The organism is Micromonospora sp. WMMD975, assembly GCF_029581215.1.
Taxonomy (GTDB): Bacteria; Actinomycetota; Actinomycetes; order Mycobacteriales; family Micromonosporaceae; genus Micromonospora.
The window spans coordinates 6309380-6334060 of the sequence record NZ_CP120739.1; the positions used below are offsets into that span (position 1 = coordinate 6309380).

At 71.8% G+C, this 24681-nt stretch carries 26 protein-coding genes; 16 read left to right on the forward strand and 10 right to left on the reverse strand.

Going from position 1 to position 24681, the window contains the following annotated elements; all coding sequences use genetic code 11:
* Positions 1-3: 3 nt before the first annotated feature.
* Both O7613_RS28400 and O7613_RS28405 read left to right on the forward strand, forming a co-directional pair.
* Positions 4-1164, forward strand: coding sequence for an acyl-CoA dehydrogenase family protein (locus O7613_RS28400; RefSeq protein ID WP_282290948.1), 1161 nt, complete (start codon positions 4-6; stop codon positions 1162-1164).
* A gap of 100 nt (positions 1165-1264) precedes the next feature.
* On the forward strand, positions 1265-2032 hold the full coding sequence (locus tag O7613_RS28405; protein ID WP_282290949.1) for a DUF4230 domain-containing protein: 768 nt from the start codon (positions 1265-1267) through the stop codon (positions 2030-2032).
* Positions 2033-2158: 126 nt separating this feature from the next.
* Here O7613_RS28405 and O7613_RS28410 read toward each other — a convergent pair whose 3' ends face one another.
* A complete protein-coding gene (locus O7613_RS28410; RefSeq protein WP_281585274.1) occupies positions 2159-2362 on the reverse strand; it encodes a PspC domain-containing protein in 204 nt (67 codons plus the stop codon).
* Positions 2363-2958: 596 nt separating this feature from the next.
* On the opposite strand from O7613_RS28410, the gene O7613_RS28415 reads away from it, so the two are divergent.
* The 6 genes from O7613_RS28415 (at position 2959) to O7613_RS28440 (ending at position 11678) form a co-directional block, all read left to right on the forward strand.
* Positions 2959-4326, forward strand: a complete 1368-nt coding sequence (locus tag O7613_RS28415; protein WP_282290950.1) for an L-serine ammonia-lyase — start codon at positions 2959-2961, stop codon at positions 4324-4326.
* A gap of 65 nt (positions 4327-4391) precedes the next feature.
* Positions 4392-5219 (forward strand): ABC transporter permease, encoded by an 828-nt coding sequence (locus O7613_RS28420; protein WP_281585272.1) that lies wholly within the window; start codon positions 4392-4394, stop codon positions 5217-5219.
* Complete coding sequence (locus O7613_RS28425) at positions 5220-5963, forward strand: ABC transporter ATP-binding protein (protein WP_281585271.1); 744 nt, start codon at positions 5220-5222, stop codon at positions 5961-5963.
* Positions 5964-6007: 44 nt separating this feature from the next.
* Positions 6008-8017: a DUF5941 domain-containing protein gene (locus tag O7613_RS28430; protein WP_282294639.1), complete on the forward strand. Its 2010-nt coding sequence runs from the start codon at positions 6008-6010 to the stop codon at positions 8015-8017.
* 16 nt (positions 8018-8033) lie between these two features.
* Positions 8034-10205 carry a bifunctional glycosyltransferase family 2 protein/CDP-glycerol:glycerophosphate glycerophosphotransferase gene (locus O7613_RS28435; protein WP_282290952.1) on the forward strand — a complete coding sequence of 724 codons (2172 nt, stop codon included), beginning with the start codon at positions 8034-8036 and terminating at the stop codon, positions 10203-10205.
* A 156-nt stretch (positions 10206-10361) separates the two neighbouring features.
* Positions 10362-11678, forward strand: a complete 1317-nt coding sequence (locus O7613_RS28440; RefSeq protein ID WP_281585269.1) for an ABC transporter ATP-binding protein — start codon at positions 10362-10364, stop codon at positions 11676-11678.
* 47 nt (positions 11679-11725) lie between these two features.
* Here the strand turns inward: O7613_RS28440 and O7613_RS28445 are convergent, their stop codons facing one another.
* Positions 11726-12079, reverse strand: coding sequence for a hypothetical protein (locus tag O7613_RS28445; RefSeq protein WP_282290954.1), 354 nt, complete (start codon positions 12077-12079; stop codon positions 11726-11728).
* A 146-nt stretch (positions 12080-12225) separates the two neighbouring features.
* On the opposite strand from O7613_RS28445, the gene O7613_RS28450 reads away from it, so the two are divergent.
* Complete coding sequence (locus O7613_RS28450) at positions 12226-13026, forward strand: helix-turn-helix transcriptional regulator (protein WP_281585267.1); 801 nt, start codon at positions 12226-12228, stop codon at positions 13024-13026.
* Positions 13017-13205: a DUF397 domain-containing protein gene (locus O7613_RS28455; RefSeq protein ID WP_281585266.1), complete on the forward strand. Its 189-nt coding sequence runs from the start codon at positions 13017-13019 to the stop codon at positions 13203-13205. The genes O7613_RS28450 and O7613_RS28455 overlap by 10 nt, the downstream gene beginning before the upstream one ends.
* 241 nt (positions 13206-13446) lie before the next feature.
* Here O7613_RS28455 and O7613_RS28460 read toward each other — a convergent pair whose 3' ends face one another.
* Entirely contained in the window at positions 13447-14562 is a 1116-nt protein-coding gene (locus O7613_RS28460) for an FAD-dependent monooxygenase (RefSeq protein WP_282294640.1), read from the reverse strand.
* Between the two features lie 102 nt (positions 14563-14664).
* On the opposite strand from O7613_RS28460, the gene O7613_RS28465 reads away from it, so the two are divergent.
* Positions 14665-15345, forward strand: coding sequence for a TetR/AcrR family transcriptional regulator C-terminal domain-containing protein (locus O7613_RS28465; RefSeq protein WP_282290955.1), 681 nt, complete (start codon positions 14665-14667; stop codon positions 15343-15345).
* A 3-nt stretch (positions 15346-15348) separates the two neighbouring features.
* Here O7613_RS28465 and O7613_RS28470 read toward each other — a convergent pair whose 3' ends face one another.
* Positions 15349-16527: a Fic family protein gene (locus O7613_RS28470; RefSeq protein ID WP_281585263.1), complete on the reverse strand. Its 1179-nt coding sequence runs from the start codon at positions 16525-16527 to the stop codon at positions 15349-15351.
* Positions 16528-16675: 148 nt separating this feature from the next.
* Between O7613_RS28470 and O7613_RS28475 the strand changes: the two genes are divergently transcribed.
* The 3 genes from O7613_RS28475 to O7613_RS28485 are packed head-to-tail and all read left to right on the forward strand — an operon-like array spanning position 16676 to position 20313.
* Positions 16676-17143 (forward strand): DUF4442 domain-containing protein, encoded by a 468-nt coding sequence (locus tag O7613_RS28475; protein ID WP_282290956.1) that lies wholly within the window; start codon positions 16676-16678, stop codon positions 17141-17143.
* Between the two features lie 48 nt (positions 17144-17191).
* Positions 17192-17944, forward strand: a complete 753-nt coding sequence (locus O7613_RS28480) for a beta-phosphoglucomutase family hydrolase (RefSeq protein ID WP_282290957.1) — start codon at positions 17192-17194, stop codon at positions 17942-17944.
* On the forward strand, positions 17941-20313 hold the full coding sequence (locus O7613_RS28485; RefSeq protein ID WP_282290958.1) for a glycoside hydrolase family 65 protein: 2373 nt from the start codon (positions 17941-17943) through the stop codon (positions 20311-20313). Before O7613_RS28480 ends, O7613_RS28485 begins: the two co-directional genes overlap by 4 nt.
* A gap of 100 nt (positions 20314-20413) precedes the next feature.
* On the opposite strand, the gene O7613_RS28490 is transcribed toward O7613_RS28485, so the two are convergent.
* The 3 genes from O7613_RS28490 to O7613_RS28500 form a co-directional block, all read right to left on the reverse strand.
* Entirely contained in the window at positions 20414-20593 is a 180-nt protein-coding gene (locus O7613_RS28490) for a hypothetical protein (RefSeq protein WP_281590532.1), read from the reverse strand.
* Positions 20594-20654: 61 nt separating this feature from the next.
* On the reverse strand, positions 20655-21002 hold the full coding sequence (gene trxA, locus O7613_RS28495; RefSeq protein WP_282290961.1) for a thioredoxin: 348 nt from the start codon (positions 21000-21002) through the stop codon (positions 20655-20657).
* Positions 20972-21364 (reverse strand): MerR family transcriptional regulator, encoded by a 393-nt coding sequence (locus tag O7613_RS28500; RefSeq protein WP_281585258.1) that lies wholly within the window; start codon positions 21362-21364, stop codon positions 20972-20974. The genes trxA and O7613_RS28500 overlap by 31 nt, the downstream gene beginning before the upstream one ends.
* 283 nt (positions 21365-21647) lie before the next feature.
* Here O7613_RS28500 and O7613_RS28505 point away from each other — a divergent pair, with 283 nt between their 5' ends.
* Positions 21648-22280, forward strand: coding sequence for a dienelactone hydrolase family protein (locus O7613_RS28505; protein ID WP_281590530.1), 633 nt, complete (start codon positions 21648-21650; stop codon positions 22278-22280).
* 39 nt (positions 22281-22319) lie between these two features.
* Here the strand turns inward: O7613_RS28505 and O7613_RS28510 are convergent, their stop codons facing one another.
* Complete coding sequence (locus O7613_RS28510) at positions 22320-23477, reverse strand: AI-2E family transporter (protein ID WP_282290963.1); 1158 nt, start codon at positions 23475-23477, stop codon at positions 22320-22322.
* 141 nt (positions 23478-23618) lie between these two features.
* On the opposite strand from O7613_RS28510, the gene O7613_RS28515 reads away from it, so the two are divergent.
* Positions 23619-23801, forward strand: a complete 183-nt coding sequence (locus tag O7613_RS28515; RefSeq protein WP_282290965.1) for an antitoxin — start codon at positions 23619-23621, stop codon at positions 23799-23801.
* A 60-nt stretch (positions 23802-23861) separates the two neighbouring features.
* Here O7613_RS28515 and O7613_RS28520 read toward each other — a convergent pair whose 3' ends face one another.
* Both O7613_RS28520 and O7613_RS28525 read right to left on the reverse strand, forming a co-directional pair.
* Positions 23862-24275: a TIGR03618 family F420-dependent PPOX class oxidoreductase gene (locus O7613_RS28520; protein ID WP_282290966.1), complete on the reverse strand. Its 414-nt coding sequence runs from the start codon at positions 24273-24275 to the stop codon at positions 23862-23864.
* Between the two features lie 43 nt (positions 24276-24318).
* The gene (locus O7613_RS28525; protein ID WP_282286415.1) at positions 24319-24663 is read right to left on the reverse strand and encodes a YkvA family protein; all 345 of its coding nucleotides are present in this window, start codon (positions 24661-24663) and stop codon (positions 24319-24321) included.
* Positions 24664-24681 lie beyond the last annotated feature (18 nt).

Sequence of the window (24681 nt, forward strand, 5' to 3'; positions counted from 1 at the left end):
GGCGTGACCGCTCTCGACCTGCTCGACGTCGACGCGTCACTGAGCGAGGAGGAGCGGCAGATCCGCGCCGTCGTGCGCCAGCTCGTGACCGACCGGGTACGCCCGCACGTCGCCGGCTGGTATGAGGACGGCGACGTGCCGGCCCGCGAGCTGGCCCGCGAGTTCGGCAAGCTCGGCCTGCTCGGCATGCACCTGACCGGGTACGGCTGCGCCGGCGCGTCCGCCGTCGCGTACGGGCTGGCCTGCCTGGAGTTGGAGGCCGGCGACTCCGGTGTCCGCTCGCTGGTGTCGGTGCAGGGCTCGCTCGCCATGTACGCGATCTGGCGCTTCGGCAGCGAGGAGCAGAAGCAACGCTGGCTGCCGGCCATGGCGACCGGCGACGCGATCGGCTGCTTCGGCCTGACCGAGCCGGACCACGGCTCCGACCCGGCGTCGATGGCCACCCGGGCGCGCCGGGACGGCGACGACTGGATCCTCACCGGCGGCAAGATGTGGATCACCAACGCGCCGATCGCCGATGTCGCCGTGATCTGGGCCCGCACCGACTCCGGCGTGCGCGGTTTTCTCGTACCCATGGACACGCCGGGTGTGACGGCGCGCGAGATCCGGCGCAAGATGTCCCTCCGTGCCTCGCTCACCGGCGAGATCGCGCTCGACGACGTGCGGCTGCCGGCGGACGCGCAACTGCCCGACGCGGCCGGGCTGAAAGCGCCGCTGAGCTGCCTGACCGAGGCCCGGCACGGCATCGTCTGGGGCGCGCTCGGCGCGGCCCGCGACTGCCTGGAAACCGCCTTGTCGTACGCGACCACCCGCACCCAGTTCGGTCGGCCGCTCGCCGGCTTCCAGCTCACCCAGGCCAAGCTCGCCGACATGGCGGTGGAGTGGAACAAGGGGCTGCTGCTGGCGCTGCACCTGGGCCGGCTCGCCGACGCCGGGGCGCTGCGGCCCGAGCAGGTGAGCGTGGGCAAGCTGAACAACGTGCGGGAGGCGCTCGACATCGCCCGGCAGTGCCGCACCATTCTCGGCGCGAACGGCGTCTCGGGGGACTACCCGGTGATGCGGCACGCCAACAATCTGGAGAGCGTGCTCACCTACGAGGGCACCTCGGAAATCCATCAGCTCGTCATCGGGCAGCGGCTGACCGGCCTCTCCGCCTTCTCCTGACCTGCGGTTCTCCCCGATCGCGGCACTCGACGCGCGAGTGTCGCACGCTACCCGTACCGTCATTGTCAGTCGATGTGTCGGACGAGGACGGTGAGTGGCGATGGCCCGCAATGGTGACATCAACCAGCCCACCAGGGAGTTTCCGGAATACCCCACCAGCGAGTCCCTGCACGACCGGGCGGAGCCGCCGGTCGGGCCGGAGCCGGGCGCCCCGCCGCCCCCGGCCGGCAGCCCCGCGCGCGGCCTGCTCTGGGTGCTCGGCGTGGCCGCGCTGGCGGTGGTGGTGCTGCTCGGCGTGCAGGCGACAAACCTGCTGCCCGACTTCCGCAACCCGTTCGCTAAGGAGCAGACCGACCGCAGCCAGCCGCCGCTGCTCAAGTCGATCCGCGACCTGAGCCGCTACGTCGCCGCGGAAGGCAACTTCCAGGTGGTGGTCGACGTGCAGAAGGACCGGCGCAACGTGCCCGACTTCCTGCTCAACGAGCGCACGCTCTTCGTCGGGGCGGGCCGGGTCGAGGCGTACGTCGACTTCGCGAAGATCGGCGACGGGGCCGTGGTGGCCTCGGAGGACGGCAAGTCCGTCGAGATCAAGCTCCCCGCGCCGCAGCTCGGCGAGACCGACCTGGACATGGACAAGAGCTACGTCTTCGAGGAGCAGCGCGGCTTGATCAACCGGCTCAACGACCTGGTGGCGGGCGACCCCAACCGGCAGCAGCAGATCTACAAGCTGGCCGAGGACCGCATCACCTCGGCCGCCCGGGACAGCGGCATGGCCGCCCGGGCCGAGGAGAACACCCGCAAGATGCTGGAGGGGCTGCTGCGCTCCCTCGGGTACGAGAAGGTCACCGTCACCTATACGGCCCCCTGACCTCGGTTTCGCGCTGCCCTGACTTGTTGTTCCCTGCCCCGCCCCGGCCTTGTTCAGCCGGGGCGGGCGTGTGTCGGGTCAGCGGGTGATTCAGTGGTCGGGTCAGCGGCTGGTTCAGCGAGTGGTTCAGCGGGTGGCGAGGTAGCGGTCCTCGTTCGGCATCAGCACCCACAGGATCAGGTAGATGATCACCTGGGTGCCGGGCAGCAGCAGCGACAGCAGGAACAGCAGCCGGACCATCCCGGCCGACATGCCGAACCGCTGCGCCAGGCCGGCGCAGACGCCGGCGATCATGCGCCCCTCGCGGGGCCGGACCAGTTTGCGACTCATCGTCGTCTCCCACTTCTGCGGCGATCCGCCGCGCTGATTCCACGGTAGGAAGGGGTGCGCGCCGCGCCCTCGGCCCCGAGGAGGATTCGGCGACCCGGGCACCCGTAGGTGCTTACCCCGGAGCGCCCCTTCCGACGCGCCAACCCTGCCCGTGCCGGAAGGTGTGGTGGGGAGGTCCCTGGGGTTTGGGTGCGGTTGTGGTTGCCAGAGCGACAACGAACGCACCCAAAGGCCGTAGGTGGAACAGCTTGGGCGGGGCGGTCCGGTGAGTCGTTCGGGTCGTGGGAAGGGGCTCCCGAGACGCGGGAACACGCACTTGATCGACTCCATTTCGCCGAAGTGGCGGGGTCGAGCGGGTGAGGATACCGCCACCTCGCCGAAGTGGAGTCGATCAAGACGCCGGCGCGGGGCCGGTCGCCGCCTGAAAAGGGGGGGCCGGAGTATGGGGTGGGGGTGGGCAACTGGGTGGGTGAGTAGGCTTGCGGGTCGGGCGCCCCCACCCTGGGCGTCGGTCGTCGACCCTCGGACAGCGGGGGCGCGGCACACGCACCGGATCGGAACCGCACAACGGGGACGACGGCGAGGAAAGTGCAGCCATGATCAGTGTTTTCGATCTTTTCAGTGTCGGTATCGGGCCGTCCAGCTCGCACACCGTCGGGCCGATGCGGGCCGCCCGTACGTTCGTGGGTGGCCTGAAGGCCGACGGGCAGCTCGCCGACGTCGCCCGGGTGCAGGCGGAGCTGTTCGGGTCGCTCGGCGCTACCGGCCACGGCCACGGCAGTGACCGGGCGGTGCTGCTCGGGCTGGAGGGTGAGTCGCCGGAGGCGGTCGACACCGACGAGGTCGGGTCGCGGGTGGCGCGGATCCGGGCCGAGCGGCGGCTCAGCCTGCTGGGCTGCCAGGAGATCGACTTCGACCCGGACCGGGATCTGGTGCTGCACCGCCGGCGCTCGCTGCCGTACCACCCGAACGGGATGACGTTCGCGGCCTTCGACGCGGACGGGAACGAGGTACGGGCGCGCAGCTACTACTCGGTCGGTGGCGGGTTCGTGGTGGACGAGGCGGCGGCCGGGGCGGACCGGATCAGGCCGGACAACACGCCGGTACGGCATCCGTTCCGGACCGGGGCGGAACTCCTCGACGTCACCGCGGAGACCGGCCTGTCGATAAGTGCGGTGATGCTCGCCAACGAGCTGTCCTGGCGCGGCGAGGCGGACGTGCGCGCGGGGCTGCTGGACATCTGGCGGGTGATGCGGGAGTGCGTGGAGAACGGCTGCACCCGCGACGGCGTACTCCCCGGGGGTTTGAAGGTCCGTCGTCGCGCCGCCGAGCTGCGGCGCGGCCTGGAGACGGAGAGCGCCGGCGATCCGCTGCGGGCGATGGACTGGGTGACGTTGTTCGCGCTCGCGGTCAACGAGGAGAACGCGGCCGGCGGTCGGGTGGTCACCGCGCCGACGAACGGCGCCGCCGGGATCATCCCGGCCGTGTTGCACTACTACACCCGGTTCGTGCCGGGGGCCTCCGAGGACGGGGTGGTCCGGTTCCTGCTGGCGGCCGGCGCGATCGGCGTGCTGTTCAAGGAGAACGCGTCGATCTCCGGTGCGGAGGTCGGTTGCCAGGGCGAGGTCGGTTCGGCGTGCTCGATGGCGGCGGCCGGGCTGGCCGAGGCGATGGGCGGCACGCCGGAGCAGGTGGAGAACGCCGCCGAGATCGGCATGGAGCACAACCTGGGGCTCACCTGCGACCCGGTCGGCGGGCTGGTGCAGATCCCGTGCATCGAGCGGAACGCGGTGGCGAGCATCAAGGCGATCACGGCGGCGCGGCTGGCGTTGCGCGGTGACGGGGTGCACCACGTGTCGCTGGACAAGGTGATCAAGACGATGCGGGAGACCGGCGCGGACATGAAGGTCAAGTACAAGGAGACGGCGCGGGGCGGGCTCGCGGTCAACGTGATCGAGTGCTGACCTCGTTGGGGTGATCCGCCGCTGACCGCCGCCGCGCCGGCAGGAGAAGGCGCGAGGATGGTGCGGTGACGTCAGGCGTCGCGGCGCTCTGGTCCGCCCGCACCTCGCTGCGCATCCTGGTCCGGCGGGATCTCGCGGTGAAGTACCAGCAGTCGGTGCTGGGTTACCTCTGGTCGCTCATCGAACCGCTCGGCATGGGCCTGATCTACTGGTTCGTCTTCGGCGTGCTCTATTCCGGGGCGACCCGGCGGCACCTGGGGGAGGCGGCCGGCTCGTACCCGCTGTTCCTGATCACCGGGATCTTCGCCTGGATGTGGGCCAGCTCGGCGTTGACCGAGGCGGCGAACGCGCTCACCGGACAGGCCCGGCTGATCACCACGATGAACCTGCCCCGGCCGATCTTCCCGATCGGCCGGGTCGCCGGCCGTTTCGCCGAGTACCTGGCCGGCCTGCCGATCCTGGTCGCCATCGCGGCGCTCTACGCGGCCCAGGGGAAGATCCACCCGGGCTGGAGCCTGCTCGCGTTGCCGCTGGCGGTGAGCGTGCAGTTCGTGCTGCTCGTCGGACTGGCCCTGCTGCTGTCGGCGGGCAACGTGCTGATGCGCGACATCGAGCGGACCATGCGGCTGGTCATCCGGCTGCTGTTCTACGCCACTCCGATCATCTATCCGTTCAACCTGGTCCGTGACTCCGGCATGCCGGGCTGGCTCAAGCTCGGGTACGAGCTGAACCCGCTGGTCGGGATCTTCCAACTGCATCACGCGGTCTGGTATCCGGACGAGTTCCCGGACGCCCGGCTGCTCACCGTGACCGTGGCGGGCAGCGTGCTGGTGTTCGTGCTCGGCTGGTGGGCGTTCCGCCGGCTGGAACCGGCCGTGCTGAAGGAACTCTGAGTGGCGGCGATCATCGAGGCGGACGGGCTCGGCATCCGGTTCGTGCGCAACCGCCGCCGCCAGCTCCGGCTGCGGGAACTGCTCATCCACCGGGGGGCCCGCGACCCGGACGCCGGCCGGTTCTGGCCGCTGCGGGACCTGTCGTTCCGGGTCGAGCCGGGCGAGACGGTCGGTGTGGTGGGGCGCAACGGCACCGGCAAGAGCACGCTGCTGCGGTTGATCGCCGGCGTGCTGATCCCGGACGAGGGCGCGATCCGGGTGCACGGCCGGGTCGCGCCGCTGCTGGAACTGTCCGCCGGGTTCTCCGGCGACCTGACCGGGCGGGAGAACCTCTACCTCGTGGGCGGGCTGCACGGGCTCTCCTCCGCGTACCTGCGCCGGCACTTCGACGAGATCGTCGCGTTCGCCGGTGAGCAGGTGGAACGCGCCATCGACACGTCGGTGCGGCACTACTCGTCGGGGATGAAGGTGCGGCTGGGCTTCGCGGTGATCACGCACCTGCCGCACCCGGTGCTGTTGGTCGACGAGGTGACCGCGGTCGGGGACGCGGAGTTCCGCGCCAAGTGCTATGCGACCATCGAGCGACTTCTCGCGGAAGGGCGCACGCTGGTGCTGGTGTCACACAACGACAAGGACCTCACCCGGTTCTGCAGTCGGGGGCTCTACCTCGACGCCGGACGGTTGACCGTCGACGGGACGATCGACGAGGCGTTGCGCGCCTACGCCGACGCGGCGCAGCGGTGACGCTCGCGATCGTGCTCGCCGCCGAGCCGGCGTCGGGCGGAGCCATTGGACCGGCGGCGGGCGGGGCCACCGTAGGCGAAGAGCCGCTGGTCGCGCAGTGGCGGCGGGCCGGCGCGGACGACGTGCGGGTGGCCGCCGACCTGACCGAGCTGGTCGACCTGGTGGCCGCCGCGACCGGCCCGGTGCTTGTCAGCGGTGTCGACCTGGTGGCGCACACGGCCGTACTCAGGCATCTCGCGACCAGCCCGGTCGGGCCGACGGTGGCGCTCGTGCTCACCGATCCGCCGGCCGACGGCCGGGCGACGGTGCGGGAGGAGCGCGGCCAGGTGGTCGCGGTCGGCGACGCGGACGCGACCGGCGTGTTCGGTGGCGCGCTGCGGGTCGGCGTGGCCGACCTGCCGGCGCTCGCCGACGCCGCCCGCGCAGCGGCTGCGCCGTTCGGCGGCGTCGCGGCGGCCGGGCCGTCGACCGGGCCCTTCGGCGGCGTCGAGGCGGCCGGACCTTCGACCGGGCCGATGGGCGGCGCCGAGGCGGCGGGGCCGGCGACCGTGGTCGGCGGGCCGCTCGCCGCGGTGGACCGGCTCGTGGCCGAACTCGCGGCCCGGGGCACGCTGATCTTCGCCCACCGGGTACGCCTGCTCGTGGCGCACCGGGTCGGCGACGCGGCCGAACGGGCGGACGCCGAGGCGGCGGTGGCGGCGGTCGACGAGGACCGGGCCGAGCTGAGGTTGTCGGTGAAGGAACGCGACGACTTCTTCACCACGTTCTTCGTCAGCACCTGGTCGCCGTACGTCACGAAGGCGGCGGCCCGGATCGGGATCGGGCCGACCGGGGTCACGATGGTCTCGGTGGCGTTCGCGGTGGCGGCGGCGGTGCTGTTCGGCGCGGGCGGGCGGCCCGCGCTGGTGGCCGGCGCGGTCCTGCTCTACCTGGGTTTCGTGCTCGACTGTGTGGACGGGCAGTTGGCCCGCTACACCCGGCACTTCAGCGCCTGGGGCGGCTGGCTGGACACGATGGCCGACCGGTTCAAGGAGTACGTGGTCTACGCCGGGCTCGGCTTCGGGGCCACGCACGCCGGGTTCCGCTACGGCTGGGCGTTGGCGCTTGCCGCGATGACGTTGCAGACCGTGCGGCACATGACCGACACCTGGTACGGCGCGCTGCACGACGAGGCGGCCCGCCGGCCGAAGAAGGTGGTCAGCGGGGACGCGGGCGGGATCGGCGGGAAGCTGAACGCCGCGTCGACCCGGGTGCAGGCGGACACCGGCTCGGTGTCGTACTGGCTGAAGCGGACCGTGGTGTTCCCGATCGGTGAGCGGTGGGCGTTGATCGCGGTGGCGACCGCGCTGTTCGGGCCGCTCGTGGCGCTCTGCGCGGTGCTGGTCTGGGGCGCGCTGGCGTTCGCGTACACTGGGGGGTTGCGGACCTTGCGGGCGCGGTGGATGCGGGTGCCGGTGCTGACCACTGTCGACGCGGGTCTGCACCGTGACGACGGCCCGCTGGCCCGGGTGCTGCCGGTGGCACGCCGGCCGCTGGTGTCGGCGGTGCTGGGCGCGCTGGCCTCGGCGGCGTTGCTGGTCTGGGCGTGGTGGGCGACCCGGCGGGACGGCACGCCGCCGGCCTGGCCGGTGGCCGTCGCCTTGGTGGTGCTGCTGGTCGCGGCGCTCGGCGCGCGGGCGCGGCACGACGGCGCCCTTGACTGGCTGGTGCCGGCCGCGTTGCGGGCCGCCGAGTATCTGTTCGCCATCGCGGTGGGGGTGGTCGGGCGGGCGCCGGTCTGGTTGATCTTCGGGTACGTGCTGGTGCTCACGCTGCACCACTACGACCTGACGGCGCGATTGGAGAAGCGGCAGGCGGCCCCGCCGTTGCACACCGCCACGCTGGGCTGGGAGGGGCGTTCACTGCTGCTGACCGTAGCGGCAATTACCGGTTTTGTGAGCTTCGCTCTGGCTACACTTACTGCGTACCTTTTCGTGGTTTTTGTTGCGAGTGTGGTCCTCGCCTGGGTGGTCCTGCCGACCCGCGCCCGTGGGGGTGCGCGCTCGCCGGGCTGACGGAGGGCGGGCCGGCATGACCTTGATCAGCTTCGTCGTGCCGGCCTACCGGGTGCAGGGCTACCTGCGGGAATGCCTGGACTCGATCCTCGGCCAATCGTTCGGCGACATCGAGGTCATCGGGGTGGACGACGCCTCACCCGACGACAGCGGCGAGATCCTGGCCGAGTACGCGGACCGCGACCCCCGGGTCCAAGCGGTCCGGCTCACCGAGAACATCGGGCTCGGTCCGGCCCGCAACGTCGGGCTGGACCGAGCCGCCGGTGACTACGTGTGGTTCGTCGACGGGGACGACTGGCTGGTGCCCGGCTGCCTGCCGCACGTCGCCGACCGGCTCCGCGACACCCGCCCGGACGTGCTGATCGTGGATCACGTCCGGGCGCACTGGAACAACGTCGGCACCCGCAGCGCCATGCGCGACGTGTTCCCTGACCCGCCCGGCGCGGCGACGTTCACGCTGCCGGAGCGGCCGGAGACGCTGCGGCTGCTGCACACCGCCTGGAACCGGCTGGTCCGCCGGGAGTTCCTGGTCGAGCGCGGGCTCCGCTTCGCCCCCGGATGGTACGAGGACGTGTCGTTCAGCTATCCGGCGCTGATGGCCGCCGAGCGGATCGGGGTGCTGGACCGGATCTGTCTCCACTACCGGCAGCGGCGGACCGGCGCGATCACCCGCACCCGGGGCGACCGGCACTTCGAGGTCTTCGCCCAGTGGCACCGGGTGTTCGCGCTGATCGACACATGGGGGATGGACGAGCTGCGGCCGGCGATCTTCGAGCGGATGATCTGGCACTACCTGACCGTGCTCGGCAACGGCGCGCGGATCGCACCCGAGCTGCGGGCGCCGTTCTTCGCCCAGATGCACGCCGACTACCTCCAGTTCCGGCCGCCGGCGGGCTATCCGGTCCCACCCGGGGTGGAGGGGCTGAAGCACCGGCTGGTGGCGGCCGGCCGGTGGCGGACGTTCAGCGCGTTGCGCGGGGCGCACCAGACCGGGGAGACCGCCCGGCGGACGGCGGGCCGGGTCCGGCGGCGGTTGGTGCCGGTGGTGCGGCGGGCGCGGGACGGCGCGTTGCTCGAGTACTACCGGGCCGAGCTGCACCGGCCGATCGATCCGACGCTGGCGGTCTACGCGGCGTACTGGTACCGGGGTTACTCGTGCAACCCGGCCGCCGTCTACGAGGCGGCCCGCCGGCTCGCCCCGCAGGTGCGCGGCGTCTGGATCGTCCGGCGGGACCGGGTGGCCGCGCTGCCGGCGGGCGTGGAGTACGTCGTCGCCGGTACCCGCGAGTGTTACCGGGTGCTGGCCCGGGCCCGCTGGCTGGTCAACAACGTCAACTTCCCGGACTTCGTCCGCAAGCGCCCCGGCTCGGTGCACGTGCAGACCCACCACGGCACGCCGGTGAAGGTGATGGGGCTGGACCAGCAGCGCTACCCGGTGGGCGCGACGGGCATGAACTTCGCCGGCCTGCTGCGCCGGGTGGACCGCTGGGACTACAGCGTCACCTCGAACAGCTTCTCCACCCAGATGTGGGAGCGGGCGTACCCGGCCGACTACACCACGCTTGAGGTCGGCTACCCGCGTAACGACCGGCTGGCCCGCGCCACCGTCGAGGAGTGCCGCCGGGTCCGTGCCGCGCTGGGCCTCGGGGCGGAGGAGTACGTGGTGCTCTACGCGCCCACCCACCGGGAGCACCTGCCCGGCTGGCGGCCACCGTTCGACCCGGACCGGCTGCTCGACGTGCTCGGGCCGACCGGGCGGCTGTTGATGCGTAGCCACTACTTCCACGACCGGGAGCGGCTGCCGCACGGGCCGGCGGCGGGCCGGGTGCTCGACGTCAGCGCCCACGATCGGGTCGAGGACCTGTATCTGGCCGCGGACGTGCTCGTCACCGACTATTCCTCGGCGATGTTCGACTACGCCGTGTTGGATCGGCCGATCGTGGTGTACGCCCCGGACTGGGACGCGTACCGGGTGGCCCGGGGCGTCTACTTCGACCTGCTGGCCGAGCCGCCGGGCGCGGTCGCGACGGACTTCCCCGGGCTGCTGGACCTCTTTCGATCCGGCGCGGTGCGGGCCGGAACCGCCGAGCGGGCGCGTGCGGCGTTCCGGGCCCGGTTCTGCGCGCTCGACGACGGGCAGGCCGCCGAGCGGGTGGTACGCCGGGTGTTTCTCGACGAACCGGCATGAAAGTGGTTACTCGCAGGTCACTTAACGGTGGAGCTTGACGATTACCCCGTAATAGGACTGTCACGAACCGAACATGGCACGTTTACCCGATGTGCGAACCCGATGATCCTGGCCACAGTCAGTTCCGGGTTCGGGCGAACAACTGGGGAGGTGACGGTGAGCACCGTCGCGCTCAAAGATGTCACCAAGGTGTTCCAAGACGGGACGATCGCGGTAGACACCATAAATCTGGACGTCAACGATGGTGAGTTCATGGTCCTGCTCGGCCCCTCGGGCTGCGGCAAGTCCACCGTGCTGCGGATGGTGGCCGGGCTTGAGGATCCGACCTCGGGCGCGGTCCTGCTCGACGGCGAGCTCGCCAATGATCTACCACCGCGGGACCGGAAGATCGCCATGGTCTTCCAGGATTTCGCGCTCTATCCGCACATGACAGTCGGCGACAACATCGGATTTCCGCTGCGCCTGAGCGGCGTCGAGCCGGGATCACGCGGCGAGCGGATCCAGGACGTGGCGGGCGCGCTTGGCATCGGCGACGTGCTCGCGCGCAAGCCGAGCCAGCTCTCCGGCGGCCAGCGGCAGCGGGTGGCCATGGGCCGGGCCATTGTGCGCCGGCCCGGCCTGTTCCTGATGGACGAGCCGCTGTCGAACCTCGACAGCGGCCTCCGCGCCGAGCTGCGGGCGGAGATCTCCGGGCTCACCCGGGAGCTGGGCGTCACCACCATCTACGTCACCCACGACCAGGCCGAGGCGCTCACCATGGCCGACCGGGTCGCCATCATGCGCAAGGGCGTGCTCCAGGACGTGGGCACCCCGACCCAGGTGTACGGGCGACCGGCGACGCTCTACGTCGCCGCGTTCCTCGGCAGCCCCCGGATGAACCTGCTGGAGGCGTCGGTCTATGTCCACCTCGACCGGTACATCGCGCTGAATCTCGGTGAGCAGTCGCTCTACCTGCCCTGGGACGACATCCGCAGCCGCGCCGTGGCGCATTACCACGGCGAGCGGATCGTGGTCGGCCTGCGCGCCGAGGCGCTGACCCCGGTGGCCCCCGACACGGCCGGCGACGTGCTGCACGGCCGGATCCGCTACCTGGAGCACCACGGCCACGAGTCACTTGCCTTCCTCGACATCGGCGCCACCGCGATCGTGGTCGACGAGATGGGCACTCCGGTCGAGCGGACCGCGCCCGGCCAGCGCAGCCTGCGCCGGTTCGGCCAGGTGATGCAGCGGCTCACCGGACGGGCGGCGGAGTCCGTCGCGCCGGAGCCCGCCCCGAACGGCGGGGGCGGCGGCAACCGCACGAGCGTGCTGCCCGACCCGGGCCGGCACCACCGCCGCCCGGCGGAGCTGGCGGTGCGGCTCGCGCCCTACCCGCAGGTGTCGTCCGGGCACCCGCTGGCGGTGCAGGTGCGGATGGACGCGCTGCACTTCTTCGACGAGCGCGGCGACCGCATCGACGTCGGCTGGAGGTGAAAGGCGGGGGCCCCGCTTAACGCATTTGGTATAGGCGGGGGCCCCGCTTAACACCCACCCGGCGGCGGGACCGGTGCGACGGGCGGGCGGCGGTGTGGGCCCCAGGCGACGAAGCGGGCGAACATGTCGGCGGGGGAGGGCGCGTCCGCCGGGTTGAGCCGGTAGAGGTCGCGCGTCGCCTCGTAGAACAGCCCGCACAGATAGATCGACAGGCCGATCTGGTTGTCCTCGTACTCGCTCCGGAGCAACAGGCGGGCGGTCGCGCACGGCCACGGCTGGCCGCACGCCCGGCAACACCACATCGGGCGCAGCGGCGTGTGCGGCGTGGCATGCCCGGGGTACGCGCAAGGGCGGTCCCCCGCCGGCCCGTCCGGCGGCTGTCCGAGCTGGTGACTGATCACGGGGCGCTCCTCGCGTTCGCGGGTTCCGGACGAATCCGGCTTCGCTGCGTGACAGTCTCGTCACCGCGCCGCTAGGGTCGGAAGGCGTTCCACCCCCACATCGCCGGCTGTCCGACCGGCCGTCCTTCGTGTGCAGAGGTGTGCAGATGAGCCGTGCGTCATTGTGGGAACTCTTCGCCGGTGAGCTGCGCCGGCTCCGCACCGAGGCCGGGCTGACCCAGGAGGCGCTCGCCGAGCGGGTGAGCTATTCGGCATCGCTGGTGGCGGCCGTCGAGCAGTGCCGTCGCGCGCCGCGCACCGAGTTCACCGAGCGCTGCGACGAGGTGCTCAACGGCGGCGGCCTGCTGGTCCGCATCCGGGCCGCGCTGGTGCGGGAGTCGTTGCTTCCGTGGTTCCGCGAGTGGGTGGGCATCGAGCAGGAGGCGACCGCGCTGCGCAGCTACGAAGCGCTTGTGGTCCCGGGCCTGTTGCAGACCGAGGAGTACGCCCGCGCGCTCTACGAGGGTGCCGCGCAGTTCGTCGGCGAGGCGCTGGAGCAGCAGGTGGCCGCACGGATGGCCCGGCAGGCGGTGCTGGATGGGCCGGCGCCGCCGCAACTCGTAGTGGTGCTCGACCATTCGGTACTGAGCCGTCCGGTGGGTGGGCCGAAGGTGATGCGCGAGCAGTTGGCGCACCTGGTCGAGATGGGTCGCCGGCCGCGGGTGCACCTGCACCTGGTGCCGGAGACGGTCGGGTCCTACCCGGGGCTCAACGGCGCGTTCGTGCTCGCCACCCCGGCGGACGGCGACGACGTGGGCTACCTCGACAACCAGTTGCACGGCTCCATCGTGGAGCGCGCGGCGGACGTAAAATCGCTGCGGCAGACCTGGGAATCCGTCCGCGCGGAGGCGATGCCGCACGGTGCGACCCTGGCGGCGATCTCGGAGGCGGCGAAACGATGGAGCTGACCGGCGCGACCTGGCGTAAGAGCACCCGCAGCAGCGGCAACGGCGGCAACTGCGTGGAGGTGGCGGACAACCTGCCCGGCGTGGTCGGGGTCCGCGACAGCAAGGACCGGCGGGGGCCGGCGCTGACGTTCACACCGGCGAGTTGGGCGGCGTTCGTCGCCCAGACCAAGCGCGCCTGACCTCTGACGCCGCGCCCGCGGCATGATCGACTCCAGCTCGGCGAGGTGGCGGCATACCGCGCCCCGGGATACCGCCACCTCGGCGAGGTGGCGACGCGCCTTGACCGGGATTTACCGCCACTTCGCCACCTCGGCGAGGTGCCTCGCCCGGGATACCGCCACTTCGGCGAGGTGGCGGGTGCGTCGCCCGGGATGCCGCCACTTCGGCGAGGTGGCGACATGCCTCGGTTGGAGATGATGCTCAAGCGCCGGCGGCCGGCTCGGTCTCCCGGGGCGTGAAGAAGCGGACGATCTCGGCGGCTGCGGTGGAGGACAGCATCATCGCCTGCACCCGCGCCGACATCTCCGCGATCGGTCGGATCCGGGCGAACATCGCTTCCTCGTACACCGGAATGGCCGTCGTGGGATCGGCGGCGAAGGCCGCGGCCAGCTCGGCGGCGTCGAGCATCGCCTGGTTGGCGCCCTCACCGACCGGCGGCATGAGGTGCGCGGCGTCGCCGACGAGGGTGATGCCCGGTCGATGGCCCCAGCGCGCGTCGGCGGGCATCGCCTCGATCCGGCGCGGGATCGGGGTGCCGTCGCCGGCTTCGATGAGGGCGGTGAGGTGGGGGTTCCAGCCGTCGAACAGGTCGAGCAGGGCCCGCTTGCTGCGGTAGACGTCGAGATCGCGATCGTCCGCCGGCAGGGAGATCCCGACCCGGACGCTGCCGTCGCCGAGGCGCTGCGCGGACAGGATCTGGCGCACGCCGATGCACCAGAAGTTGCCGGGCCCGATCATCTCGGCGAGCTGGGGATAACGCCTGTCGATGTCGCTGATGTTGAGTTCCACATGGGCGGAGACGGCGGACAGGGTGACGTCGGTCAGCAGCGGCCGGACCACCGAACGCGCGCCGTCCGCGCCGACGAGGACGTCGCAATCGGCGCGGTCGCCACCGTCGAACGTCAGCTCGAAACCCCCGCCGGGCCGTGGCGTCGCCGTGACGAGCCGGCGGCCCCACGCCACCGCGTCCCCGGGGAGCGAGTCGAGCAGCAGGTCACGCAACACGGTCCGGTCGATCTCGGGACGCCCGTCGAACGTGTCGGGTGGTGGCTCGTGGTGCAGGAGGACGCGGCCGTCCGGGTCGAGGATGCGGTGCTCCTCGCCCTGCGGGCGGGCCGCGGACCGGAAGCGGGCTTCGAGACCGGCGGCGGCCAGCGCGTGCTGCCCGGACTCCGGGTGCAGGTCGAGCGACCCGCCCTGCGTCCGCGCGGCGCGGTGCGGCTCGCGCTCGTAGACCACCGCGCCGATGCCGTGCCGGCGCAGGATGCGGGCCAGCGTCAGGCCGCCCAGGCCGCCACCGGCGATCGCGATTCGCATCGTCAACTCCCTTAGCGTACACTGTATTTTATGGATACGCCGTACGGTAACGTACCTCTGCCGGTCTGGGAAAGGCCCGAACCGCGGCCCCGGGCGGCCCCGGTGGCGCTGAGCCGGGCTCGGATCGCCACCACGGCGATCCGGCTCGCCGACGCGGACGGTCTCGACGGGCTGTCGTTGCGCAAACTCGCCAAGGAGTTGGGCGTGGGCCCGATGCGCCTCTACGACTACGTGGTCAACCGGTCCGAACTGCTCGACCTGATGGTCGACTCGGTCTACGCCCGCATCGCGGCGTCCGCCGGGATCGCGGAGGGTGCCCGGGGTCCCGGGGCCGAAGGCTGGCGCGACGCCGTCGTGACCATCGCCCGAGCGACGCGCGAGGCCGCCCTCGACCACGAGTGGCTCGTCGACCTGCTCGGCGCGCGGCCACACCTGGGGCCACACGCACTCGCCGTCGGCGAGGCCACCGTCGCCGCGCTCAGCCGGGCCCCCGGTGTACGCGACATCGGCGCTCTTCAGCGGGCCTCGGGCGCCCTCGGCGCGTTCCTCGTCGGCGCGCTCCGCCGGGAGATCACCGAGCGCCGCACCGCGCGGGCCACCGGCACCGACGTGTCGGCGTGGCAGTCCGCGCTCGGTCCCTACCTGAGGCGGATGCTCGACACCGGCCGCTATCCCACCATGGCCCGGCTCGTCGTCGACGGCGCCCATCTCGACGCCGAGGAGACCTTCCACCACAACCTGAGCACGATCCTGAACGGCGTCGCCGAGATCACGGGCCGGTGAAGACTATGGTTTGTCACTGGGCTCGGCTGCCGTGGCAGCCCCAGTCGCGAGACGGACCGGCATGTCCGGGTAGGGGTCGCTCACTGGAGCCCGGGCGGCGCGGACCCTCTCCCGCACCTCGGCCAGCGTCGATCCGGCAACGTAGTGTCGTCCTCGCCGCTCCCCGCGTGCTTCGAGCAGGCCCTGATCGGCAAGGTTGGTCAGGTCCCGGGTTGCCGTCCTCTCCTCCACATCGGAGAGCTTGACGTACCCGGAGCGGCGGACACGGTATCCCAGCACCGCCTCGTAGAGCAGATCGGTCACACGCTCGGGAAGCTTTCTTTCGGCGACGATCGAGTCAAGTTCCGACCAGATCTCAGACGCCTCCCGGAATCGGCGGGCAACGGTCTGGGCCTGCATGTGATGGGCGCGCAGATTGAACGACACCCAGAGGTGCGCCTGCCCTTCCGGGTTCCAGTGCCCCTGGCCGGTGATCGCCAACACCCGGTAGTAGTCCTCGGTGTTGCTCCCCAACCACTCCTCGATGCTGGAGAACGCGGGCTCCACGATGGCTCGTCGCGAGAGCACCAGGGTCTGGAGCGCGCGAGCCATTCGTCCGTTACCGTCCCGGAACGGGTGGATCATCACCAGGTTCAGGTGTGCCATGGATGCCTTGACGAGCGGAGAGGTGGTGGCGTCCGACCGCAGGTCTTCGGCCAGTTCCTCCATCAGGTGAGGGACGTCGTCCGCGTCCGCGCCTTCGTACACACGTCGGTCGGTCCGCTCGTCGTGCACGTAGATCGGCCCTTTGCGGTATTGGCCGGGGCTCTTGGCCAGGTCGTGCGAAAGCATCATGTAATGCATGCTCCGGATCGTCGACGTCTCGAAGCGGAAGTACGGGTCACCGGCGGTCTGCAGCACGTAGCCCAAGGCTTGTCGATATCCGCGGATTTCGGCGAAGGTGCGATCGTCAGCGCTCAGCGGCTCCTCGCCGTCGAGCGCGGCGGCGGCATCGTCCTCGGCCACCACGTAACCCTCGATGCTGTTGGAGCCGAGGATGGCCCGGGCCAGCATGGTGCGTCGTAGCCCGCCGGTCCAACGGCGGGGGCTGCGCAAGACATCCGCGAGAGTGTGGCGCATGTCGTGGATCTCGCCCAGGACATTACGGTCATGGTCGCTGAGTTCGGGCGTTCTGTAGATCATCTCATGTCCTATTGTCTCTTAATAAGAGACAATGGTACGTCCAGCGGAGATCATTGTCTCTTATTAAGAGACAATGAGCCATCCCGCCGTAGCCCCGCATCGGCGCGGCGGGCTTGCCGGGGAAGTTACTGGCGAGTAGCGTTCGGGTATGTCCATCGACTCGCGGCAGGTGGCGGCGGCCCTCCTCGAAGCCGTGCCGTTCGCCCGTACCCTCGGGATCGAGATCGTCGAGGTCGCGCCCGAGGCCGACGGCGGAGTCCGGGCCGTGGTCCGGCTCCCCGACGATCCGGCGCACCACAACCACGTGGGCGGCCCCCACGCCGGCGCCACGTTCACGCTCGGTGAGACCGCGTCCGGCGCGGTGGTGATGGCCGCCTTCGGGCAGGTGCTCGACCGGGCCGTACCCCTGGCCGTGACCGCGACCATCCGCTACCGCAAGGTGGCGATGGGGTCGGTGCTGGCCACGGCGCGGCTCGGGCGTCCGCCGGCCGACGTGCTCGCCGAGCTGGACGCCGGGCGGCGGCCCGAGTTCCCGGTCGAGGTGGAACTCGGCACCGAGGACAGCACCGTCACCTCGTCGCTCACCGTTACGTGGACGCTGCGCCCGCACCGCTGACGCCCCGAACCGTGTTTGCCCGGTGAGCCGCCTGGATAGATTCAAACAATGCTGGGCCTACCCGCGCACGTGACCGCGTGTCTCTTCGATCTGGATGGTGTACTGACGCAGACCGCCAAGGTGCACAACGCCGCCTGGGCCGAGACGTTCGACGCCTTCCTGCGGCGTCGGTCGGACGAGACCGGCGAGCCGTTCCGCCCGTTCGACCCCGGGCCGGACTACAACCGGTACGTGGACGGTAGACCGCGCGCCGACGGGGTGCGCTCATTCCTGGAATCGCGCGGCATCACGCTGCCCGAGGGCACCCCCGACGACCCGCCGGACGCGGACACCGTCAACGGCGTCGGCAACCGCAAGAACGTCGTCCTGCTCCAACGGATCGAACACGACGGCGTCGAGGTCTACGACGGCTCGGTGCGCTACCTGGAGGCCGCCACCTCGGCCGGGCTGCGCCGCGCGGTCGTCTCGGCAAGCGCCAACTGCGCGGCCGTGGTGCACGCCGCCGGGCTGGACCGCTGGCTCGAAGCCCGCGTCGACGGGGTTGTCGCCCGCCAACAGAAGCTCCAGGGCAAGCCGCACCCGGACACGTTCGTCGAAGGCGCGCGGCTGCTCGGCGTCGAACCGGCGCGGGCCGCCGTCTTCGAGGACGCGCTCGCCGGCGTGGCCGCCGGGCGGGCCGGCGGCTTCGGGTACGTGATCGGCGTCGACCGGGTCGGCCAGGCCGACGAGCTGCGCGCGCACGGCGCCGACGTGGTGGTCACCGACCTCGCCGACCTGCTCACCACGGAGCCGGCCGCATGATTCGGGAACGCTCCTACCCGGTCGAGCCCTGGCACATCCGCGAGGTGCGGCTCGACATGGACGTGCTGGCCCAGTCCGAGTCGGTCTTCGCGCTCTCCAACGGCCACATCGGGCTGCGCGGCAACCTCGACGAGGGTGAGCCGCACGGCCTGCCCGGCACCTACCTGAACTCGTTCTTCGAGCTGCGCCCGCTGCCGTACGCGGAGGCCGGCTTCGGCTTCCCCGAATCCGGGCAGACCATCGTCAACGTCACGAACGGCAAGCTGATCCGGCTGCTCGTCGACGACGAGCCGCTCGACGTCCGCTACGGCGAGCTGCTCGCCCACGAGCGGGTGCTCGACATGCGCGCCGGCACGCTCCAGCGGGAGCTGCACTGGCGTTCCCCCGCCGGCCGCGAGGTCAAGGTCCGCAGCACCCGGCTGGTGTCGTTCACCCACCGCTCCGTCGCAATGATCAACTATGAGGTGGAGGCCGTCGACGGGCCGCTGCGGCTGATCCTCCAGTCCGAGCTGGTGGCGAACGAGTCGCTGCCGCCGCAGAGCCGCGACCCGCGCGTGGCCGCCGTGCTGGAGTCACCGTTGCAGGCGGAGGAGGAGCTGACCACCGACGACGGCGGCCTGCTCATCCACCGCACCAAGGTCAGCGGCCTGCGGGTCGGCGCCGGCATGGGCCACGACGTGCACGGCCCGCATCACACCACGATCGAATCCGAGGGGTACGAGGACTGGGTCCGCACCACCATCGGCTGCGTGCTCAAACCCGGCGAGAAACTGCGGGTGGTCAAGTACCTGACGTACGGCTGGTCCAGCCGGCGGTCCCTGCCGGCGCTGCGCGACCAGGTCGGCGCCGCCCTGTCCTCCGCCCGGCTCGACGGCTGGGACGGGCTGCGACGCGCGCAGCGGGAATACCTCGACGAGTTCTGGGACGCCGCCGACGTGCGGGTCGAGGGCGACCCGGAGGTCCAGCAGGCGGTCCGGTTCGGCCTCTTCCACGTGCTCCAGGCCGGTGCCCGCGCGGAACGGCGGCCGATCTCGGCCAAGGGCCTCACCGGTCCCGGGTACGACGGCCACGCGTTCTGGGACACCGAGATGTTCGTGCTGCCGGTGCTGACGTACACGCAGCCGAGCGCGGTGAAGGACGCCTTGACGTGGCGCTACGACACCATGGCCCAGGCGCAGGAACGGGCCCGCACGTTGAACCTGCGGGGTGCCGCGTTCCCGTGGCGCACCATCGAAGGGCCGGAGTCGTCGGCGTACTGGCCGGCCGGGACCGCCGCGTTCCACATCGCCGCCGACATCGCCGACGCGCTGCGCCGCTACGTGCTCGTCACAGGTGACGAGGCGCTGGAGCGCGACATCGGGCTGGAGTTGCTCGTCGAGACCGCCCGGCTGTGGCGCTCGCTCGGCCACCACGACCGCGCCGGCCGGTTCCACATCGACGGCGTGACCGGCCCGGACGAGTACACCGCGGTCAAGAACGACAACGTCTACACCAACCTGATGGCGCAGCGGAACCTGCTCACCGCCGCCGACTGCGCGATGCGCTACCGGGACCAGGCCCTCGACCTCGGCGTCACCGAGGAGGAGGCCGCCGCCTGGCGGGACGCCGCCCAGGACATGCACGTCCCGTACGACTCCGAGATCGACGTGCACGAGCAGGTGGAGGGCTTCACCCGGTTGCAGGAGTGGGACTTCGAGCACACGCCGCCGGAGAAGTACCCGCTGCTGCTGCACTACCCCTACTTCGACCTGTACCGCAAGCAGGTGGTCAAGCAGTCCGACCTGGTGCTTGCCATGCACTGGCGGGGCGACGCGTTCAGCGCCGCCGAGAAGCTGCGGAACTTCACCTACTACGAGCGGCGCACCGTCCGCGACTCGTCGCTGAGCGCCTGCACCCAGGCGGTCCTCGCCGCCGAGGTGGGCTTCCCCGAGCTGGCCCACCGCTATCTGCGCGAGGCCGCGCTGATGGACCTGCACGACCTGAACGAGAACACCCGCGACGGCGTGCACATGGCGTCGCTGGCCGGCGCCTGGATCGCGCTCGTCGCCGGCTTCGGCGGGTTGCGCGACCACGACGGGACGCTCTCCTTCGCGCCCCGGCTCTCCAGCCGACTCAGCCGCCTGGAGTTCTCGTTGCAGTGGCGGTCGCTGCGGCTGCGCGTCGACGTCCGGCCGCACCAGACGACGTACTCGCTGCGCAACGGCGGGCCGGACACGGCGCTGGAACTGCTGCACCACGGCGAGAAGCTGCGGGTCACAAACGGCCAGCCGGTCACCGTGCCGGTGCCGCAGAAAAACGAGTCGGGGCCGCAGCCGGAGCAGCCGCCGGGCCGCGCGCCACTGATGCACCTGCCGGAACACGCCGGCTGACCGGTCCGCGCCGGCTGGGCCGTGCCCGGGTGGCCGGCCACGGTCAGGGGCCGGCTGGCCGAGCGGCCCCGCGTCGACGGGGCCGCTCGGTGTGCGTACCTCAGAACTGGCGTCCGTTGGACGGACGCCCGCCGGCGTCCCGCGGCGCCATCGCCCGCGGATCGTCGGGGGTACGCGCCGACGCGGCGCGGTCGGCCCACTCCGGCGAGCCTTCCAGCTCCTGTTCGCGGCGTTCCTGGTCGCTGGGTTCCCGCTCCCGGGACCGGTCCTTTTTCGCCATCATGAGCCTCGCGATCGGTCGGGTTCCGTGGTCACCCCGCGCGTTCCCGCCCGGCGCCGGCTCAACCGTCCGGGTGGCGGGCGAAGCTCTGCCGCAGGTGGTTCTTGGGCCGCGAACCGACTGTCGAGCCGACGACCTGGCCGTCGCGGAAGACGAGCATGGTCGGCGCGGACATCACCTGGTAGGCCCGGGCGGTGGTGGGATTCTCGTCGGTGTTCAGCGCGACGAATCGCAGCGCGTCGCCGAACTCCTCGGCCAGCTCGGCCAGGTGTTTCGAGACCACCCGGCACGGCGGGCACCACTCGGCCCAGAAGTCGACCACGACCGGGCGGTCGGCGGCCAGCACGGTTTCCGCGAACGTGGCGTCGGTGACCGCGGTCAGTCGGCCGGCCTGCGTGTCCTGAGGCATGTTTCCTCCCGATGGGTGATCGCGCGGGCGAGTTGGTCGTGCAACCGGCGGCGGACCGAGCCGAGCCGGTCGAGGTAGTCGTCCACCTCGGCCAGCTTGCGCCGCAGCACCGCCACCGAGTCGGGGCAGACGTCGCCGGAGTCGTGCCCGGCGCGGAGACAGGCGACGAACGGGCGGATGTCGTCCAGCCCGAAGCCGATCGCCAGCAGGGAGCGGATCTCGTGCACGACGCGCAGCTCCGCGTCGTCGTAGATCCGGTAGCCGTTCGCGGACCGGCGCGGCCGGACCAGCCCGTGGGTCTCGTAGTAGCGCAGCGTCCGGGTGCTCGTCCCGGCCCGCTCCGCCAACTCCCCGATCCGCATCAGCGCCCTCCGCCCGTCTGTCCCACGCCAGACGCTAAACCTTGCCGCCGACGTCAACGCAACAAGCGCAGACCCACCCACCCCCACCCTCCCCCCGCGCCCGCCCCGGCCCGGCCCGCCCCGGCCCGGCCCGGCCCGCCCCGGCCCGGCCCGCCCCGGCCCGGCCCGGCCCGGCGATCATGAAGTTGGCGGCATGGGGGAGCGCTCTCTTACCCGCTAACTTCATGATCGCGGGGGAGGGGGGGTAAGGGGAGGTGGAGCGGGGGTGAGGGGTGTGCGGGAGATTTCGGTGGGCGGGCTCGTCGGGGACGTGTCCGTCCCCTCGGGAGCCGGCGGGGTCGTGTTGTTCGCCCACGGGAGCGGCAGTTCGCGGCACAGCCCGCGCAACGTGGCGGTGGCACAGGCACTCAACGCGCGCGGGCTGGGCACGGTGCTCGTCGACCTGCTGACGATCGACGAGGAGGCGCAGGACGAGGTGACCGCCCACCTGCGCTTCGACATCGGGATGCTCGCCGAGCGGCTGGCCGGCATCGTCGACTGGATGGGCGCCGACCCGGAGCTGGGCCGCCTGCCGATCGGGCTCTTCGGCGCGAGCACCGGCGCAGCCGCCGCCCTGGTCGCCGCCGCGGCCCGGCCGGACCGGGTGGGCGCGGTGGTCTCCCGGGGCGGACGGCCCGACCTGGCCGGCAGCTCACTGAGCGCGGTACGGGCGCCGACGCTGCTGCTCGTCGGCGGGTTGGACGAGGAGGTGATCGTGCTCAACGAGCAGGCGCGGGACGAACTGGGCAAGGTGGCGGAACTGCGCATCGTGCCCGGCGCGACCCACCTCTTCGAGGAGCCCGGCACGTTGGAGCAGGTGGCCGACCAGGCCGGCACCTGGTTCGCCACCCACCTGCGCCAACCTCATCCGGCCTGAGCGCCGGCCGCCCAGCGGAGGCGGAGTCAGCGGGCGGAGTCAGCGGGCGATCTCGGCGGTGCGGGCGGCCTCGCCGGATCGGCAGCGCTGCACGGTGTCCAGCACCCGCCAGAGCACCGCGGCGATCGGCACCGAGACGAACGCGCCGGCGACCCCGGCGACGAGCGTGCCGGCGGTGACCACCACCAGGATGACCGCCGGGTGCAGCTGGACCTGCCGGCGCATCACGAGCGGCTCCAGCAGATTGCCCTCGATCTGCTGCACGGCGATCACCGCGGCCAGCGTGAGCAGGGCCGTGGTGGGCCCGTTGGCGGCCAGCGCGACGAGCACCGCGACCGCGCCGGCGACGGTGGCGCCGATGATCGGCACGAACCCGCCGAGGAACGTGATCAGGGCCAGCGGCAGGGCCAGCGGGACGCGCAACACGACCAGGGCCAGGCCGATGCCGATGGCGTCGATCGCCGCGATGATCATCGTGCCCCGGCTGTACGCGCCGAGCGTCCGCCAGCCGGCCCGCCCCGCCGCGGCGGTCACCTCCCGCCGTGGCCCGGTCAGCCGCCGCAGCACCCAGTGCCACATCGACCGGCCGTCCTTGAGCAGGAAGAAGAGCAGCACCAGACCGAGCAGGATCGCGCCGGCCACCTCGGCGGCCTTGCGCGCACCGGCCACCGGGTCGGGGGCGCTGCCGCTCAGGCCCTGACGGATCTGCTCGATGAGCCGGTCGAGCTGCTGGTCACTGACCGGCAGGGTGGAGGTGACGAACTCGCGGCTCCGTTGCAGGCCCTCGTCGAGCTGCTGGCTCAGCTCACCGAACTGGCTCGCGGTGAGGTTCCAGACCAGGACACCGGCGCCGACCAGGACGCCGAGCAGCAACAGGACGGTGAGCAGCGCGGCGAGCGCGGCCGGCACCCGGAGCCGGCGCAGCCGCACCAGCACCGGGTCGAGCAGGGCGGTGAGGAAGAGCGTGCCGGCCAGCGCCACGGCCAGCGGCGCCAGCAGCACCGCGACCTTGCCGAGCAGCCACAGCCCGGCCGACACCACCAACAGGCACGCGCTCCACGTGACCGCCGTCCGGACCGGCCACGGCAGCCCCGCCCAGGCCTGCCGGGGCCCGGCCGGCGCGGGTGCCGGCTGGGCCGGCTCCGTTCGCTCCGGTTCGGGGCGTGCCGGTCCGGGCGTACCAGCGTCGTCGTCCACGTCGCCTCCTCGATCGTGGCCGTTGATACCCGACGAGGGTGAATCCGACACCCGGGGCGTCACCGCCCGCCCGGCATGCGCCCGGTGTTTGCGCCCCCGGCCTCAGGGAAGGCCTTCAACGTACCGAAGGGAGAATCTGAGATGAGCAGCTTCATGGACAAGGCGAAGGACTTCGCCGACAAGCATGACGAGCAGGTCGACAAGGGTCTCGACAAGGCCGGCGACGCGGTGGACCAGCGCACCGGCGGCAAGTACGACAAGCAGATCGACAAGGGCGTCGACATGGCGCAGCAGCACACCGGTCGGGGCGACACCGCGCGCTGACCACTCGACGGGTCCCGGGCCGCCCCGAACCGGGGTGCCAGGGCCGTCGCGGAACCTCTCTCAGTCGGGCAGGCTGCCGAGCAGACGACTCACGGTGATCTCCAGGACCACCCGTTCCGGATTCGAACGCGGGATGCGGTAACGCTCGGCGTACCGCCGCTCGGCCTCGGCCACCGCCTCCGGGTCGCGGCGTACCACCGCCCGACCCTCCACGGTGAGCCACCAGCGGCCGTCGACCTGGCACACGGCGACCGGCGTGCCCGCCGGCCCGGCGGCGGCCACGTGCCGGGCCTTCGCCGAACCGCCCGAGGTGATCACCCGCGCCAGCCCGGCGTCCGGGTCGAAGGTCACCCCCACCGGTACGACGTGCGGGGTGCCGTCCGCGCGCAACGTGGTGAGCGTCGCCAGGTGCCGGTCGGCGAAGAACCGGGCGACCCGCCCGTCGTGCGGGTCCAACCGGTGACCGCCGGACATGCCGTCTCCTCACTCGCCGCGTGGCTGTCGAGCTGATGACCGGTCACCGACGCGGCACGCCACCCGGCGGGGCGGCGGGCAGGGTCGGTGCCGGGGCGTCCCGGGTGACGCGCTGCGCCGCCCGGTGCTTGGCGGCCAGCCGGCCCAGGTAGAACAACGCGCCGGCAAGCACACCCATGTCGTCCAGATAGATCGGGTCGGGCAGCAGGTCCACCGGCAAGATCGTGTAGATCAGCGCGCCGTAGAACGCGACCTTGCCGCCGGCGCCGAGCGCACCCAGCATGCGGCGGGTGCGGACCACCCGGATCGCGAGCAGCACCGCGCCGACAAGCGTCGCCGCCGCGACCACGGCGCCGAGCGCGACGAGAAACCAGGCTTCACGGGACACGGCACCACGCTAACCGAG